Source organism: Streptomyces inhibens, assembly GCF_022221585.1.
GTDB classification, from domain to species: Bacteria; Actinomycetota; Actinomycetes; order Streptomycetales; family Streptomycetaceae; genus Streptomyces; species Streptomyces inhibens.
Map to the genome: position 1 here is coordinate 9,445,921 of NZ_CP084681.1, position 15,034 is coordinate 9,460,954.

A 15,034-nucleotide genomic window follows, 5' to 3' on the forward strand; every position below is an offset into this window, starting at 1 on the left:
AGCCGCCGCCGAAGCGCTGACATACCGACCCGGTCACCGAGGGCTGCCGCCGCCGTGCTCCACCTCGTGCTGGAGGAGGCGCCGCTGCCACCGCGCCAGTGTCTCGGTGCGGTCGCCCCGGGTGCCGCGGCGTTGGCGGTGGGCCTGCTGATCGCGGCGCTCGGGGATGGTGTGCTTGATCTGCCGACGCCGCAGATAGCCGCGGTTGCGGCGAGATGAGTACGCTTTGTCACCGCTGAGGTGGTCCGGCCGGGTGCGGGGATGGCCGCCAGCCGGACGGGGCACGCGGATGTGTTCCAGGACCGGGATCATCTCCGGGGCGTCACCCCATTGTCCGGGCGTAATCAGCATGGCCAACGGCCGCAGTCCGCCCTCACCGGCCAGGTGGATCTTCGTCGTCAGCCCGCCCACCCGACGGGCAGACACCTCGGCGCGGTGCCGACGCCGCACGGCCGCGGACGACCGCGAAGCGAACGCGCTGCGACCGTGGAGCAACGATCTCTCCGACGTCCGCCGTCCGCTCGGCACCATTCCCAGATCACCGCCGTCCACCACGATCGCGACTGATCGCGCATCTGTCCGTTCCGTCTGAAACCTGCTGCGCGGCGCGTCGCCAGCCAGGGCCGCGCGCTGTGTGCACACGTGGTGAGCCGGGGAAGTCCGCGCTATGCCCGGTTCGGCTTCGGTCAGCCGGGATGACGGCCGTGAACCGTTCGCCCTCTCGGGTGTTGCCTCTTGCCAGCTGTCGGTGCGAGCTGGCTGCCCCGGGCGAGCCGCCGGGTCATGATGGTGATCAGCATCCAGAACAGGCAGATTGGCCGGGGCGTCACATCGTGTGGGCTCGCTGCCAAACGACTCGATTCGATGACAGCGGTCGGCTGCGAGCAATGCTTCAGGATGTGCTCTCGTATGGACCGCCCCGGAAATACAGGGCCCTATAGGGCCGAGGGCGGTCGCCACGCTCATGTGCGGCATCGGACCGATCGGCGGGAGCTGACCGCTTGGCCAGAACGCGCAGCGTCTCCAGGCCGGCCAGGACATCAGAGCGGTTGTCAGACCTCTTCATCCACCGTGGCAGCCGCGTGAGCATCGCCCTCGTCGGACTCGCCCCGTGCTCGCGCAATGTGGCGCCGACATAGGCCGACAGTTCGTTGACGTGCTCTTCGTTGTAGGCCCACAGGATCTGGCCGGCACAGCGGGTCTGCAGCCACAGCGGCCTTCGGAAGAACGGATCCTCTGTCCCGCCCGGACTCGCTGCGACCAGCCCGCCATCTCGGACCTCCGGCTCCCAATCGGTGACGGCACCACACCCTCGGCAGGCCAGGCGGCGTGGCTGGAACAGCAGCTCGAAGGCGTTGGGCTCAGGGAGGCCAGGCCGGGGGAGGACGAGTGCGCAACCGCCGCAACGAGGACAGACCACAAGCACGTGGCCAGTGAACTGAGCCAGCCATCCTCCCCGGTCGTAGTGGCGGGCGGGACCGGTGCTCGGCTCAGAGTCCATGGCGCACACCATCGCAGGTCAGCCAGTGCTGTCCGCCACCGGGCCTCGAATGCGCCCCACGGGTGCATGCTGTCGGCGCTTCTCGATGGAGCTCTGAGCCATGCTGTGGCCCCTGTCTCTCTGCTCTATTCCCTGGCGACCATCTGTTGTCGGTCCTGGTGATAACGCGGTTATCACCAGGACCGAGACGGCTCGCGTCTTGGCAGCGACAGGGGAGCAGTGTGCCGGTCTCGCGGCCCGAGGCCCAGCGGGAGAAGGCTGGCGAGCACCCCGACCACAGCACACAAGGCGGAGGTAGCGCCGGTGCACTGCACTCGTCGCCCAGATCAGGATGTGACGTCTGCAGTAGCCGCTCTCGGCTTGGCGAGGCCATGGCAGGTGAATGAAGTCAACTGTTCTTGAGGCGGCTCAGCATGAGCGAGAGGGCATTGACGGCATCGTCGCGGTTCTTCTCCTGGGACCCAGAGGCGCGGTTAATGTATGACTGCAGTAGGAACTGTCCTTTGAGGCCCGTGAGAAGCGTGTATTCGGCGTCTGCCTTCTTGCCATCGGTATCGACGCTGATGTGACCTTCCTCGGCCACCAAGTCATCAAAACCCTTCAGCTCAGCAAAGGCGACTTCGTGGACTTTATCGTACTGCAACTTGCTTCCCGCATCGCTCATTTTCGGGCATCTCTGCAGGGGCTCGCGCTGCCGGGCAATGCCGCGCTTGGCAAAGTCCGCTCCTTTATAGGTGATGAATGAAGAGCCGGAAAACGCCGTGCCATCTGGTTCTTTGGCGTTGCGTGAAAGCGCAGCGAGTGCGCCAACCGGCGACTCCTGCGTGACTTTGCAGTCTTGGTCGACCGCTGGCCAAGTCAAACCGGTACTCTGATATGGGGAATCTCGAACAAACGTACTACCCCAATCCTTGGGTGTCAGTGTCACGCGTTCCGCGAGATCGGTAGCTGCTGCAGATGAACTGACGCTCGGAACCTTGGCAGGGGTACCCGAAGGTTCACCCTCGTCTTTGCCGCCGCTGAACGCGAAGGCGAGGACCACCGCAATCACAACAACGGCAACGACCGCACCGATGAGTACAAGTGGAGTGCGCCACCGGGGCCGCCGAGGGGGCTGCTGCCGGGGCTGCCAAGGGGGCGGCTGACTGGCCGGCGGTTCCCCGTGTAGGGGGCCGCTGGGCGGGCCGATCGGCGGTTGGGAGCTCACATGCCTCCTGTACCACCCCTGGCCGAAATGTTGCACCGCCGCGCCGACGTTCACCTGACTGACGTACGAAGCTGACGCCCCAAAGCGCTTTCGAGGAGCAAGTCGGCTCCCAAGTCTTGGCTGGCCGGCCCAATCTCGCGTACCTATACCTCATTGGCGCACTAAAGTGCCGGATCGAGTGCGTCAGCCAGGGAGGCGGCCAGGGGGTAGCCGGGGGAGTCGTCGAGGAGTTCGTTGCGGCGGTTGTAGCGCTGGGTGGGGCGGGCTTGGGTATAAGGGGTCTTACGGGCGCCGCTGCCCGTTGTGGGTGTCACGGTTATGCCCACAAGGAGTTGATCGGTCGACTCCAGGGAAATCGGTGCGAGGTTTGCGAGCGGGCTGGCGAGGTGGAGGTTCACCACATCAGGTCACTCAACGACCTTGGCCGACTGGTCTCGCCATCCCCCGATGGGAAGAAACTCATGGCCAAGCGCCGGCGCAAGGCCCTCGTGGCCTGCGGCGCCTGCCACGAGCGCATCCACACGGGGAAATCGAACACGACGCTCACGCAGTAGTCACTGGAGAGCCGGATGCTCGGAAATCGGGCCTGTCCGGTTCGGAGGGAGGCCGAGGGGAAAAGGCCCTGCTCAGCAGGGACCTCGCCGCTCGGCCGACCCTACCGGGACCCTTGCCAGGGAGTGGGCGTACCTCCGCGACCACACCTCCGAACGTGAACGCCGGTCGGCACTGGCCGACTTCCTGAACCACTACAACCACGAGCGGCCCGCAGCGGCTGCCCGCCCGCTCGCCGCTTGCCGCTTGCCGCTCTGACCGTGGTGAAGCGTTCGGTGTGGGTCCGCACCGAGGACGGCACGGTCTTCCTGGCACCGCAGGTAGGCGCCAGCTACACCTATGGTTACGGCGGCGGGGCCCATCGCGCTGGCCCGATTGATCGCCCTCCTGCTGGACGACATCACCAACGCCGCCCCTGGATACGACTGCAACATGCCGCCGACCGGGCTGGCGCGCGCCACGCAGGAAGGATGGAAGGGGGGCGTCCCTCCCTTCACTGTCACCCGTGCCCAGCTCCAAGCCCTCCGCGAAAGCGACTGACCTCCCCGGCTCGCCGCGACATGGCGCCAGCGCTGACCGAGGACCTTGACCGGCGGCCCGTCCCAGGGCCGGTTCGAGGTCGACCTGAACAACCAGCTCGACCTGGCCCTCGGGGCGCCGGTCGTAGCTCCGTCGGGATCTGGGAAGCCGTCACAACGGGGGTCACCCGGCAGTTGCGGCCGCTGCGCTGGGGCCCGGTGCCGTCGTGGGCGAATCTTGCGGATGCCTCCGTGTGTTCAGGGCCTGTCCCCGCCTTGCACACATAACGCATGCGTTCTGGCTCCCCGCTTGGTTGCAGGGAGCCAGATCTGTTGCGCTATTCAGGGACGTGGGAGGCAGGAAGCCAGACGCCTGAGCTGGTGCAGGCACCTTCTGGAAGACAACAGTCTGCAAGGGACGGTGGTACAGACTCACCGGGATGCGCTGCAGTCGTTCAGCTCCAAGCAGTCAGGGCATCGCATCGCCCACCGTTGTCGCCCACCGTTGTCGTCAACCGGCGTTTGTCTCGGCGTCCTTGGGGGTGGAGGCGGAGAGGGTGAAGGAGAGCAGGGCGGTGGCGGTGAAGTCGTCTGCGGATTCGACCGTCTGCCAGGCTCCTACGTGGTCCATGTAGCCGCTGCCGCGGCCGTCGAAAGCCTCGAAGGGGTTGCCCTGGTCCGTCGGGCACTTGCGCATGGTGGGGAAGGAGTTGAGGTCCTTGAGCTTGTCTGCAGCGTTGGGGCCGTTGACGACACCGCCCAGCAGGATGTCACCTTCGCCGTTGAGGTCACCGGCGAGGTTGGCGGCCTGGTGCTCGGGGCAGTGCGGGAAAGTGGTGCCGGCCCCGATGACGAAGGAGGAGCCCCACGCGTTGGCGCCCAGCGTCCAGTTGCGCTGTTGGGTGGCGAAGGCGTCGTAGCGGGAGTCTCCGGTCACGCGGTGATACAGCTGGGCGGTGGCGGCCAGACCGAAGGTGTGGGGCACGGAGTCGAAGTCGGTGTAGAGAGCACCGGCTCGGAACGGGTCGCCGGCCGCGCGGGAGCTGCCGTCATCGAGCTGCCGCTTGAGGTCGGCGATGAGCCGGCTGCGGGTCACCTCGGTGCTCGGGGCGTCGGAGTTGAGCAGCTTGGCGAGGTCGGCGTGCGCGAGTGCGCTGACGTCGCCGAGTCCAAGGGTGCCGAGGTTGTCCGAGGCGAGGTACTGCGTGGCCCAGTGGCCGGCCTGTTTGATCCAGCCGGCTGACCGGTTGTCGTCGAGGGCCCGGCCGGCGAGGGCCAGCTCGCTGGCGCCGAACTCCATGTCGTCCTGCCAGGACGCCTCGGGATAGAACCCGTGGGGGAAGGCGGTGACCAGCTGGTCACCGGGGTCCGTGTTGGCGAGTTCGTAGATGTGTGCGGCCTTCTCCAGCTCCGCGTGTGCCCGGTCCGGGTTGTCTGCCGCGTCCAGCTGGGCGGCCAGGGCGAAGGTCGCGGCGACGCGCCCTGCGAGGTTGGGGCTGATCGGCTTGCCGGGGGGTGCCGCTCGCAAGACCGGCCGGTGCTTGATCAGGTAGTTCGGATCGCCGGGCTTGACGTTGAGGGCGTCGTCGGCCTCGGGCAGGCGCCAGACGTCGTGATCGGAGCGGATCTTGCCGCTGCCGTCGTCCGTGTCGCCCTTGCCGAGGCCGACCTGGACGTAGAGGGTGCGGGACTCGTCGTCCCACATCTTGTCGAGCCAGTCCAGCCCGTGGCGGGCCTCGGCCGCCAGTTCCTTCCCGCCGACGGGCGTGGTCCGCTGCGCGAGCAGCAGACTCGCGGTGGAGTAGGAGGCGGTGTGCGTGAACTTGAGGAAGTCACCGGCATCGTTCCAGCCGCCTGAGACATCCACCGGGCCCTCGACCGGCTTGAGGGGCGCCTGCAGCACGGTCTCGTCGGCGTCGTAGACAGGGGTGTCGTACACGGTGGCCTGGCGGTCCGCCAGGTGGGAGGGCTTGCGTCGCAGTTCGGTGGGAACAACGTCGCCTCCGTCGCGCTGGGCCTGGAAGAAGCGGACGTTGTCCTGGATGATCTTGCCGAACAGTTCGTCTGCGGGCGCGATGTGGAACTGCGGGGAGGTCGCGGTCACGGGCCCTGACACCTCCACCCGGTAGTCGCCGGGCTCGGTGAGGCGGGACAGGTTCAGGGTGTGAACGGCCTTGTAGGTGTTGTTCCACCCTCCTGTGGAGGCCTCGACCCTGCCGCTGAGCACTTCTTTCCCAGAGGTGTCCCGCACCCGGAAGGACGCCTGGGACGCAGAAGCTGAGGTCATGAGGTAGGCCTGCTTGGCCTCACCGGGCGTGTAGCCGACCTGGTCGACGCGCACCACGGCGCGGGGTGCTGTATCCAGTCCGCCCGCTCCCTGGGCGGACTGGACGCAGTAGACCGCAAGCACGGTGGTTGCCGCGCCGGCAGCGGTCAGGCCGATGACGCGGGTACGTTTTTTTGCCATGCCCGCAGACTGCCAGCGGCTTCATGAGGTGATGATGAGGAAGACGACGGCACCCGGCGCTCCCACGCCAAGTCGACGCTCGTGAAGCCGTTTTCGACGGCACTGTGGTGCTTCAACGTCGGTCGAGCGAGGCCGCCCGGGGCCGGTGCGTCATTCGGCTCGCGTCCCCGCGCCTCACCCAGCTCCCGGTGATCGCCGCCGTTGTCCTGGGCCTCGACGGCTCGCCGAGCGCTCCGGCAACCACCGATCCGCTTCGGGGATGCCCGGGTCCGGCAAAGCGGCACAATGAACTCTCAACACCATGACCACCGAGGTCTTCGCGATTTTCCGACCACGTAGGCTCCCCGATCATGCGCGTACTGGTCCTCGAGGACGACCCAGAGCTTGGCCCAGCGATCACCAGAGGCCTGCGCGAGGCAGGCTTCGCCGTCGACTTCGCCGGCGATCTCGCCGAGGCCGACTGCAAACTCGCCGTCAACGCCTACGACTGCCTGATCGCCGACCGAACTCTGCCCGACGGGGACGCGCTCACTCTCCTTGCCGCTCAGCGCAAGGCGGGCTCCACCCTCCCGATCCTTCTGCTCACCGCGCTTGACGCCGTCACCGACCGGGTGGCCGGCTTCGAGCACGGCGCCGACGACTACCTCGTCAAGCCTTTCGCGTTTGCCGAGCTCAACGCCCGGGTGCGCACCCTGTGCCGCCGCGGCCAGCCCGCACGGCTGCCCGAGCTGCGAGTCGGCGACCTGGAGCTCGACCTTCCCCGCCGCCGGGTGCGGCGAGGCGGCGTGCTGCTCACGCTGACCGCGAAGGAGTTCGCGGTCCTGGAGGTCCTGATGCTGCGTGCCGACGAGGTGGTCAGCCGCAGCGAACTCATTGAACACTGCTGGGACGAACAGGCCGAACCGCTCTCGAATGTCGTCGACGTCCTCATAGGCCAGCTGCGCCGCCGACTGGGACCACCCGAGCTCATCTTGACGGTGCGCGGCGCCGGGTACCGCCTCGCCGACCCGGCCACGGGCCTGTGAAGTCGCGTACCCCCGCCGCCGCGCGGCTGCACCGCGCCCGGTGGGTGATGACCCTGCTCTTCGCCGCGACGACTGCCGCCTGCCTGCTGGTGCTTGCCACCATCGCCGTCCGCACCGACAGCCACTCGCGCACCAACGATCTCGACAACGCCGTCAGCCACCGCGCCGACGGCCTCGCCCGCACGTTCTTCTACGACGCGGACGGCACTCTGCGCCTCGACTCGCTGCACGAGGACGAACTCGCCCGCAGCGCCGAGGCACTCGGCATTCTCCAGGCACCCCCGAACGCCGGACCGCGGATCCGCTACGCGTACCCCTCCCACGCCACCCTGCCCGCCAAGGCAGAACTCGACGAGATCTGGCAGGAAGTCCAACACGACCAGGAAACCACCCTGGTCACCACCACCGCCGCCAACGGGCGCGAGTACCACTGGGCCGCAGCCCCGGTCTGGGACAACGACAGGATCGGCGCCACCGTACTGGTCGGAGCCGACCCAGCACGCGGCCAGGCGGACCACAAGCGGCTGATCCAGTGGCTGGCCCTGGGCTGCGCCACGCTCGTGCTGGCGGCAGCCTCAGTGGGCCACCTACTGACCGGGCGCTCAATGCGCCCCGCCCTACAGGGACTTGAGCAGCAAGAGCAGTTCCTCGCGGAAGCCGCCCACGAACTGCGCACGCCACTGGCCACCTTGCGCCTGGTGATGGAGAACGGCAACGCCTCGCCAGGCCGGGCCCCCGCCGCCCTGGACGAGGCAGTCCGGCTGGTCGACCGGCTGGGCCGCCTCGTCACCGGGCTGCTGGCCCGAGCCCGGGTGGAAGCCGGCACCCAGGAAGTCGAGCTCACCCCGCTACGCCTGGACCAGCTGGTCGAGCAGACCATCGAGGAACTGCCGGACCCCACCGGCGTCACGGTCACCACCGAGGCCGTCATCGCCGACGGGGATCCCGAACTGTTGGCCCACGCGGTCCGCAACCTCGTGGAGAACGCCCTACGACACGGCGGCGGCACTCCGGTCGAAGTGACGGTCGCCGCCGGCCGGGTCGCTGTACGGGACCACGGCCCCGGCGTGCCGCCCGAGGACCGTACCCGGATCTTCGAGCGGCGCGTCACCGGAGCCGCGAGCACCGGCACCGGCACCGGTCTTGCCATCGTCCGCTGGGTGGCCGAGCTCCACGGCGGCACCGCCCGGCTTTCCCAGGCCCCCGGTGGCGGGGCACTGGCAGAGCTGCTGCTGCCGGAGCGCAAGAGCGGCTGACGCACCCTGGCGAGGCCCGGCCGCCCTCGCCAGGCCGTCTCACCTTCATCTCATGCAGCACCGGGCACGGTGAATCAGCCCGCCAGCGTTGATCGCCGCCCGGGGGCGGAAGGTGCCGCGACCCTCGCCGGGGTGTCCGCCCGCCCGGCGGACCCGGCGGCTGCGTCGGCTGCGGGCGCTGCATCGTGTGGTGCCCGGTCGGCATCGACATCACCGAGGAGGCCAGGTCGGACGCCCAGGCCGCCGATCCCTCCAGCGGGACGGCGAGCACCCACGCCCTGGGGCCGGGGGAGTGCCCCGTCCTGGACGAAGCCCTCGACCGGCTGCCGCGCACGCTCGTCGTGCACGCCGTGGAAGCGGCCGACACCGCACTGGGCACCGGCCTGAGCGAGCCGGTACGGGCAGCCCTCCCCGAACTCGCCGACCGAGTTCTGGCCTCCGTGCGGCAAGCGCACGATGCCACCGGTCGGCCGCGATGAGACGAGCTCGCCAACTCCCGTGCAGAACAAGCGTGTTGCCCTCCGATGCCGTAGCGACCGCGGGGATATAGTCACGCCACCACTCGAACGGACCGAGGAACAGCGGGGGGCTGTGGTGAGCGGGCGGAGCCATCTGGTCGAGGTCGAGCTGGACAGCGGTGAGGTCGTGCTGGCGTACCGGCTCACGGTCGCACGCCTCCTGGCGCAGGAATCGGTCACGGATTACTGGTTGATGCCCACGGCAGCCGTCCACCTGCTGGAGACGGACGACGATCCGCGCTAAAGGGGCATCAAAACAGCATCAAAACGCTGATCAGCGCCCGGACTTGAGGGTGCGGGCCCGGCGCGGCCTTGTTCACCACCGCGTGCACCAGGAACATCCGGACGGCAGTCAGCACCTTGTTGATCCGGTTCTCACCCCGGACCGGCTTCACACCCGGGCCGGGCCCCACCACCCGCCGCTGACCGCTGTTTCCCAGGGTCCACTTCAGCCACAGCATGAACAGCCCCATGTCCCGAGCGGCGGTCCGCCACTCCCGCCTGGTGCTCGCGCACCACACCAGGAACAGCACGACAGCGTCGGCTTACGCCTTCGTCGTCGTCTCCGCCAACCCCCGGGCCAACCAACACCAACGCCCGCCACCCCGACGTCCTCGCAGCCCAACGCAGGGAGCGCGCCCGCATCCACAGCGAGAAGGGAATCCATTGGGGCGGACGCCCCCTCACCACCGCAGCCCGACTCGTCCCGGCGCTGCGGTCACAGCGGCAGACAGCCGGGCCGTCGATCACTTGACATGTACGGCGATAGTTCGTGCGCACTCCATCGACTCGGCATGCGCGGTGTCCACCTCCAGGTCATAGGCCACGCCCTGGTGAACCACATCCGCCTGGGACGCGGCCATCCCGGTGACCCGATCGCCTCGTGCGACCTCACGGCCTGCGGCAACCACACCGTCACACCTGACGCCGACCCACAGCACCCGCAGTTCGCCCAAAGCTTTCTGCCATCGCTGCTGTGAGCCCGCTCCGCCGAGGAAGACCTCATCGACGATGACCCGGGCGCCCGCACGGGCCATCGCGGCGACCCCCTCGATCCATGCCGCTTCCAGCGTCCGGAACTCCGGCCCGACGATCACCTCTCCGTCCGGAGCGAACTCGATCCCGCCATCCGACGCCTGCATGGAGGCCGGCATCGCCTCAACCAGCGTGTCTGTCCCAAGGGCCAGCCACGGATCCGGCAGGACTGCCTGCAGACACCGAACGATCCCGGACTTCCCCGAACTGGAACCACCGTTGAGAACGATCACCTGAGTCATCACCGCGCCACAGTAGAGGCCCCGCGGCAACGCTCGAAACGAATTTCCGCGAACCCTGCACCGCCTGCCACAACCCGGTGAACTGTCCCGGTCAGAGCACCGGTACTCCAGCCGTAGATGCGATCTTCATGGCTGAAGGGCGGCTTGACGGCGGTAAAGGCTGCGGCGTGTGCGGGCTTGGTGACGTCGGCGCCAGGCGGACCCAGCGTCGTCGGTGCGCGCGGTCGTGGACAGGCCGAACGAACCAGGAATGCCGTGGGCCCGCTCTTCGGCGGGCCCACGGTCTTTTTGATCACGTGCCGCGGCTCCACGCGTCGACCGTCGCGGCGGCCCAAGCCTTGACGCGTTCTGTGAACTCCGCGGAGGGGAAGGTCCCGTCGACGGCGACGTCTTCGATCGTGACGGAGAAACCCGATCGCGGCGCGTCCCGGTGCGTCAGCGGCGCGTTCCGGACGACTCGTGAAGGCCCGCCCTTCACACGATGGGAGTTGCCACGACGAGCCTGACCGACGAGCTGGTTCGCTTCATCGAGGCCGCCTTCGAGGTAGGCGCACAGGAGCGCCCAAGCCATCGCGCCGTCATCGGCGGGAAGCCGACTGGGGTGTTGGAGCAGGAAGCAAGAGACTGCGACGCCGTGCAGCGGCCCCCACGGTGCCTGCCGTGAATGGTCCAACGCGAGCAAGGTGTGGAACAGCTCGTCACAGGATCGCGGGTCCATCGGCGCACCGCACTCCGCGCAGGGTTCCATGCCTTCTCCTTGATCCTCGAAGTACAGCGTAGCTACTTGCTCCTGAAGAAGTCCGGGATGCCGTTCGCTTGACCTGTGGGGAGAGCTGGTGCGGGCTGTCGCCGGCTGCGACAGTGAGAGCGGGTCGTTGTGGCCGGGGGTGGTAGCGATGTTGCGTGTCGAGGCAGTGCGGGACACCCGGTGGGAAGTGCTGCCGGAGCAAGCACGGCAGCTGCCCGCTGAACTGGCCTGTGTCGATGCCTTCCTGGACGGCGAGCGGTTCATCGCCCCGTGGCGGGCGGTGTTCACCGAGCGGCTGACCATCGTACCGGTCGAGACGCTGCTGCGGCTGCTGTATCTCAAGCACCGCTACCACCTCGGCTACGAGACGTTGTGCCGCGAGGTAGCGGATTCGCTGAGCTGGCGCCGGTTCTGCCGGATCCCGTCAACCTCACCGGTGCCGCACCCGCCCACCCTGATCAAACTCATGCGCCGCAGCGGCCCACAGACCGTGGAACAACTCAATGCCGCGCTGCTGGGCAGACTGCTCGAGGACAAGCTGCTGCGGTGCTGCACATTACGTATCGACACCACCGTGATCGAAGCCGACACCGACCACCCCACTGACGCCGACCTTCTGGAGCACGGGGTGCGCAAGCTCGGCCGGCTGGTGGGCCGGATCAAGGCCACCGACGCCGCCAGGCGCACCCGATTCAGGAACGGCAGCCGGTCAGCGGGCTCCCGCCGGAAGCAGATCTCCCGCACTCTGCGCAGACGCACCGGCCAGGCCCTGGGCGAGATCGACCGGCTCACCGGCGAGGTCGCCGCCCTCACCCGGGCGACGCTGCGGAACGTGGCCGCTGTGGAGCGCAACGCCCGCCGGGCACTTCGCACAGGTCCCTCAGGCCGCCTCGCGCATCTGGTCGGTGATCTGACCGAGACGGTGGCGGGCACGCAGCGCCTGCTGGAGCAGCCCGCTCAGTGCCTGGCGGGCAACCGCACGATCCCCGACCGGTTAATCTCCCTGGCCGATCCCGATGTCCGGCCGATCCGCAAGGGCAAGCCCCAGCACCCGACCCGGTTCGGCTACACCGCCCTGGTGGCCGAGGACGAACGCGGCTTCGTCGTCGACCACCAGGTCCAGCGCGGGAACCCGGCCGATGCACCGCAGCTGGTGCCGTCGGTGCAGCGTGCTACCACGCTGACCGGCCGCCCGCCTGGCACGGTCGTCGCCCACCGCGGCTTCGGCACCGCTGCCAACGACCGGGCCCTGACCGATCTCGGCGTGGCCCGGATCGGCCACCAACGCGCCGGGAAACCCGGAAAGGCACGGCGCGCATACGAACAAGCCGCCCGCCCCGTCCGTACCCTTCCACGCGGTGACCCCCGGTCAAGAGGGGTGTCAAGAGTGGCCTCCAGCCGGACTGTCATCCCTACATCTGGTACAGGTGAGATGGCATTTCAATCTCGCAGGCTCCGTTGCTTCCCAAACTCGGAGCGCGAGTTCGATTCTCGTCGCCCGCTCCACCACAACCCCCAGACCAGTGGCGCGGGGGTTGTTCGTTGAGCAGACCTGTTGCGGCTCTCCGTGCCCCTTCGCGTGCCCAACTCCGTGAAATCCGCGGCCTCAAGGCGATGATTACGCGGTGGCCAGGTCAGTGGGCGGGCAGTTGGCGCTGATCCGAGCTCGCAGTCCTTCGGCGAACGTGCGTGCCGTATCCAGGTCGGCGGCGTCGAGCCGTCCCAGCCTGATGCCACCCACCGACTTGAACCCAGGCTGTGGCCTCGATCAATCCAGAGCACACCCAGATGCAGCTCATACAGAGGGTGGGCGGGGGCCTGGTCACCAGGCGGTTTCCTACGGCATCCGCGTCGCGTCGGCGTGCGGCGCGGGGTTGCCGCGGCTGGCGGTTCGGCGGCCTCCGACCAACAGCAGGATGGTCGCGAGCAGGAAGAGTGGCCAGGGCGTGGTGATGAGGATGACGGCGTCCACCACGCCCCAGATCCCCAGCGTCCACGCGATGAACGGCGGTGGTGTGATGCCGCGGCGGTCCAGCCACAGGACGATCAGGCCGACCACGATGAGTGGCGGGCCGAAGCTCTCCAGAGACAGCCAGAGCGCACTGTTGGCCGGGCTCATTTCGGAGAAGTCTTCGCCCCACAGCGCCCCGCTGAACCACTCCCCGGCGTGGCGTGCTGCCCCCTCCAGCGTCAGGGCGAGGAGCGTGTGCGCGGCTCCGAGGAACACAAGGAGCCAGCCGGCACATTTGATCATCTGAATCGTCCCATCTCTTGCGAATGTGGAGCCGCGAGACTTCACACGGTTGTCGTTAGGCCGTGGTTCGGATCAATCCGGGCCAGTCCTGGTTTCTGTGCGCGCGGCGTCTCCGGTGTGCCGCTGCGGGTAGCCGTGGTCGAGCCAGGCGCGTTCCCATCGGCGGGTCAGGGCCGGGCAGATGATGAGGTACCAATGACGGCCATGTAGAGCCGTCCGAACTGTCCGCTGGGTCTGACGAGGGCTGCCATGCGCAGTTCGTATCCGCCGTCGTCGGTCGGCACCCAACCCAGGTGCATGATGTCGTGGACGGTCTTGTCGGCCAGTTCGCGGGCCGCTTCGTTGTCGAGCTGGTACACCTCGGCGAACGGGTCGGTGCAGGGGCGGCGGCGTTCGCGGTCCGGGCGAGGTCGCGGGGGAACCGGTAGCGCAGCGAGACGACCCGCCCGCCCAGGCCCTCCTTCGGGGCGTCCCAGCCGAGCAGGGCACCGAGCTTCCAGCGCACCGCGAACAGAAACCGGACGGCGGCCGGCTCCTTGCGGCCGTCGTACGCCGTCTTCAGCGCGTCGAGCATCGCGGGGAAGTCATCGGGTCCGGAGTCGGGGGCGCGGAAAAACCATACGTCTTCGGTCCGGAAGTCGCGGGTGAACTCGTTGGGCCGGGACCGGCTGGTGGCGTCGGCGGCCATCACCGCGTCGATGGTCGGGGCGGAGTTCGGCGTCGTAGACCACGCCGTCGGCACGGACGGTGCGCCAGGCCGACGGCCGGACCAGAGAACACGGAACCGGTAGTTCTGGAACTGTTGGTTTCGATACTCACGGTTCCGTATGATGCATGCATGTCTGCGCGAAAGCAAGCCAGAAACCAGGGCGGCCGCCCCCGGGACAGCCGCGTCGATGACGCCATCGCCTCCGCCGTTCGAGAGCTGCTGGCCGAGGTGGGGTACGCACGGCTCACAACGGCCGAGGTCGCGGCGCGAGCCGGCGTGGGCAAGGCGGCGATCTACCGGCGCCACGCCACCAAACAAGAAATGATCTTTGACGTACTCGTGCCCGGCCAGTTCCTGGCCGTGGCACCCGACCACGGATCGCTCCGCGCCGACCTGGCCGCCGTGCTAGCCGAAGTCGCGGACAGCATGGCCGCTCCGCCGCACGGCACGATTCCCGGCCTGTTGGCCGATATCCACGCCGACCCCGCACTACACGAACGGTTCGACGCGAAATACCTCGCCGCCCAGCGCCGAACTCTCACGGAGATCCTGGACCGCGCAGCCGCGCGCGGTGAGCTCACCACCCGCCCCGACCCGGCCGCCCTCAACGCCCTGCTGGTCGGCCCCGTCTTCGCCTGGCTGTTCCTGCTGTCCGAATCCCCCGACCAACTCCCCGCCCTGACCTCTGCACTTCTCGACGTGACACTCGCCCTCACTGGAGCCGGAGCTCCCGGCGCCCCGGACGATTCCGACAGTGCGATCGTGACGTAATCCAGATCCTCGAAGACGAGCGGAGGGGCAGCTGGCTGGTCACTTGCGGTGACCAGCCAGGGAGTCCGCAGAGGCGAACGCACGATGCGTTCAGCGACCGCAGCGGAGTGCCCGAAGCGTGCCCGTCGAGGCGGTCGTTCGCGGTCAACAGCGGCCCTCAGAGCCATATCGGGCGAGGGCGGGAGGCTGCGTCACCGCAGGTCAGCGGCGTGACCAACACCAAGCACCCGA

At 68.3% G+C, this 15,034-nt stretch carries 15 protein-coding genes and 3 pseudogenes; 8 read left to right on the forward strand and 10 right to left on the reverse strand.

Annotation, left to right across the window (positions count from 1 at the left end):
• Window positions 1-33: 33 nt before the first annotated feature.
• The 3 genes and pseudogenes from KI385_RS42530 to KI385_RS42540 all read right to left on the reverse strand — a co-directional run.
• Window positions 34-441, reverse strand: a pseudogene (locus tag KI385_RS42530) (transposase); the annotation flags it as partial.
• Between the two features lie 1,448 nt (window positions 442-1,889).
• Window positions 1,890-2,543 (reverse strand): hypothetical protein, encoded by a 654-nt coding sequence (locus KI385_RS42535; RefSeq protein ID WP_238577338.1) that lies wholly within the window; start codon window positions 2,541-2,543, stop codon window positions 1,890-1,892.
• 326 nt (window positions 2,544-2,869) lie between these two features.
• Entirely contained in the window at window positions 2,870-3,022 is a 153-nt protein-coding gene (locus KI385_RS42540) for a hypothetical protein (RefSeq protein ID WP_238577339.1), read from the reverse strand.
• An 18-nt stretch (window positions 3,023-3,040) separates the two neighbouring features.
• On the opposite strand from KI385_RS42540, the gene KI385_RS44840 reads away from it, so the two are divergent.
• Together KI385_RS44840 and KI385_RS42550 are read left to right on the forward strand one after the other, a co-directional pair.
• A complete protein-coding gene (locus KI385_RS44840) occupies window positions 3,041-3,262 on the forward strand; it encodes an HNH endonuclease (protein ID WP_425357046.1) in 222 nt (73 codons plus the stop codon).
• A 337-nt stretch (window positions 3,263-3,599) separates the two neighbouring features.
• Window positions 3,600-3,800: a hypothetical protein gene (locus KI385_RS42550; protein WP_238577340.1), complete on the forward strand. Its 201-nt coding sequence runs from the start codon at window positions 3,600-3,602 to the stop codon at window positions 3,798-3,800.
• Between the two features lie 489 nt (window positions 3,801-4,289).
• Here the strand turns inward: KI385_RS42550 and KI385_RS42555 are convergent, their stop codons facing one another.
• Window positions 4,290-6,245: a glycoside hydrolase family 9 protein gene (locus KI385_RS42555; protein ID WP_238577341.1), complete on the reverse strand. Its 1,956-nt coding sequence runs from the start codon at window positions 6,243-6,245 to the stop codon at window positions 4,290-4,292.
• A gap of 350 nt (window positions 6,246-6,595) precedes the next feature.
• Here KI385_RS42555 and KI385_RS42560 point away from each other — a divergent pair, with 350 nt between their 5' ends.
• The 4 genes from KI385_RS42560 to KI385_RS42575 all read left to right on the forward strand — a co-directional run bounded on the left by KI385_RS42560 (window position 6,596) and on the right by KI385_RS42575 (window position 9,288).
• On the forward strand, window positions 6,596-7,270 hold the full coding sequence (locus KI385_RS42560; protein WP_238577342.1) for a winged helix-turn-helix domain-containing protein: 675 nt from the start codon (window positions 6,596-6,598) through the stop codon (window positions 7,268-7,270).
• On the forward strand, window positions 7,267-8,526 hold the full coding sequence (locus KI385_RS42565; RefSeq protein WP_238577343.1) for a sensor histidine kinase: 1,260 nt from the start codon (window positions 7,267-7,269) through the stop codon (window positions 8,524-8,526). The genes KI385_RS42560 and KI385_RS42565 overlap by 4 nt, the downstream gene beginning before the upstream one ends.
• 185 nt (window positions 8,527-8,711) lie before the next feature.
• Window positions 8,712-9,005, forward strand: coding sequence for a hypothetical protein (locus KI385_RS42570; protein ID WP_238577344.1), 294 nt, complete (start codon window positions 8,712-8,714; stop codon window positions 9,003-9,005).
• Between the two features lie 115 nt (window positions 9,006-9,120).
• A complete protein-coding gene (locus tag KI385_RS42575; protein WP_238577345.1) occupies window positions 9,121-9,288 on the forward strand; it encodes a hypothetical protein in 168 nt (55 codons plus the stop codon).
• Between the two features lie 7 nt (window positions 9,289-9,295).
• On the opposite strand, the gene KI385_RS42580 is transcribed toward KI385_RS42575, so the two are convergent.
• The 3 genes from KI385_RS42580 to KI385_RS42590 form a co-directional block, all read right to left on the reverse strand.
• A complete protein-coding gene (locus KI385_RS42580) occupies window positions 9,296-9,517 on the reverse strand; it encodes a hypothetical protein (protein ID WP_238577346.1) in 222 nt (73 codons plus the stop codon).
• A gap of 273 nt (window positions 9,518-9,790) precedes the next feature.
• Window positions 9,791-10,321: a chloramphenicol phosphotransferase CPT gene (gene cpt / locus KI385_RS42585; RefSeq protein WP_425357122.1), complete on the reverse strand. Its 531-nt coding sequence runs from the start codon at window positions 10,319-10,321 to the stop codon at window positions 9,791-9,793.
• A 292-nt stretch (window positions 10,322-10,613) separates the two neighbouring features.
• Window positions 10,614-11,069 (reverse strand): DUF5946 family protein, encoded by a 456-nt coding sequence (locus tag KI385_RS42590; protein WP_238577347.1) that lies wholly within the window; start codon window positions 11,067-11,069, stop codon window positions 10,614-10,616.
• A 148-nt stretch (window positions 11,070-11,217) separates the two neighbouring features.
• On the opposite strand from KI385_RS42590, the pseudogene KI385_RS42595 reads away from it, so the two are divergent.
• Window positions 11,218-12,420: pseudogene (locus KI385_RS42595) on the forward strand (transposase); the annotation flags it as partial.
• A 486-nt stretch (window positions 12,421-12,906) separates the two neighbouring features.
• Here KI385_RS42595 and KI385_RS42600 read toward each other — a convergent pair.
• From KI385_RS42600 to KI385_RS44910, 3 genes and pseudogenes are all read right to left on the reverse strand, one after another.
• A complete protein-coding gene (locus KI385_RS42600; protein ID WP_238577348.1) occupies window positions 12,907-13,323 on the reverse strand; it encodes a DUF6463 family protein in 417 nt (138 codons plus the stop codon).
• A 167-nt stretch (window positions 13,324-13,490) separates the two neighbouring features.
• On the reverse strand, window positions 13,491-13,682 hold the full coding sequence (locus KI385_RS44905) for a DUF2867 domain-containing protein (protein WP_483439810.1): 192 nt from the start codon (window positions 13,680-13,682) through the stop codon (window positions 13,491-13,493).
• Between the two features lie 146 nt (window positions 13,683-13,828).
• Window positions 13,829-14,011: pseudogene (locus tag KI385_RS44910) on the reverse strand (DUF2867 domain-containing protein); the annotation flags it as partial.
• A gap of 150 nt (window positions 14,012-14,161) precedes the next feature.
• Between KI385_RS44910 and KI385_RS42615 the strand changes: the two are divergent.
• Window positions 14,162-14,803, forward strand: coding sequence for a TetR/AcrR family transcriptional regulator (locus tag KI385_RS42615; protein WP_238577349.1), 642 nt, complete (start codon window positions 14,162-14,164; stop codon window positions 14,801-14,803).
• Window positions 14,804-15,034: the final 231 nt, after the last annotated feature.

Excerpts from the sequence above, each read along its gene's own strand:
- KI385_RS42560 (WP_238577342.1), top strand. The coding sequence starts at position 6,596 with ATGCGCGTACTGGTCCTCGAGGACGACCCAGAGCTTGGCCCAGCGATC.
- KI385_RS42600 (WP_238577348.1), bottom strand. The coding sequence starts at position 13,323 with ATGATCAAATGTGCCGGCTGGCTCCTTGTGTTCCTCGGAGCCGCGCAC.
- KI385_RS42555 (WP_238577341.1), bottom strand. The coding sequence starts at position 6,245 with ATGGCAAAAAAACGTACCCGCGTCATCGGCCTGACCGCTGCCGGCGCG.
- KI385_RS42590 (WP_238577347.1), bottom strand. The coding sequence starts at position 11,069 with ATGGAACCCTGCGCGGAGTGCGGTGCGCCGATGGACCCGCGATCCTGT.
- KI385_RS42580 (WP_238577346.1), bottom strand. The coding sequence starts at position 9,517 with ATGGGGCTGTTCATGCTGTGGCTGAAGTGGACCCTGGGAAACAGCGGT.
- KI385_RS42615 (WP_238577349.1), top strand. The coding sequence starts at position 14,162 with ATGTCTGCGCGAAAGCAAGCCAGAAACCAGGGCGGCCGCCCCCGGGAC.
- KI385_RS42550 (WP_238577340.1), top strand. The coding sequence starts at position 3,600 with ATGGTTACGGCGGCGGGGCCCATCGCGCTGGCCCGATTGATCGCCCTC.
- cpt (WP_425357122.1), bottom strand. The coding sequence starts at position 10,321 with ATGACTCAGGTGATCGTTCTCAACGGTGGTTCCAGTTCGGGGAAGTCC.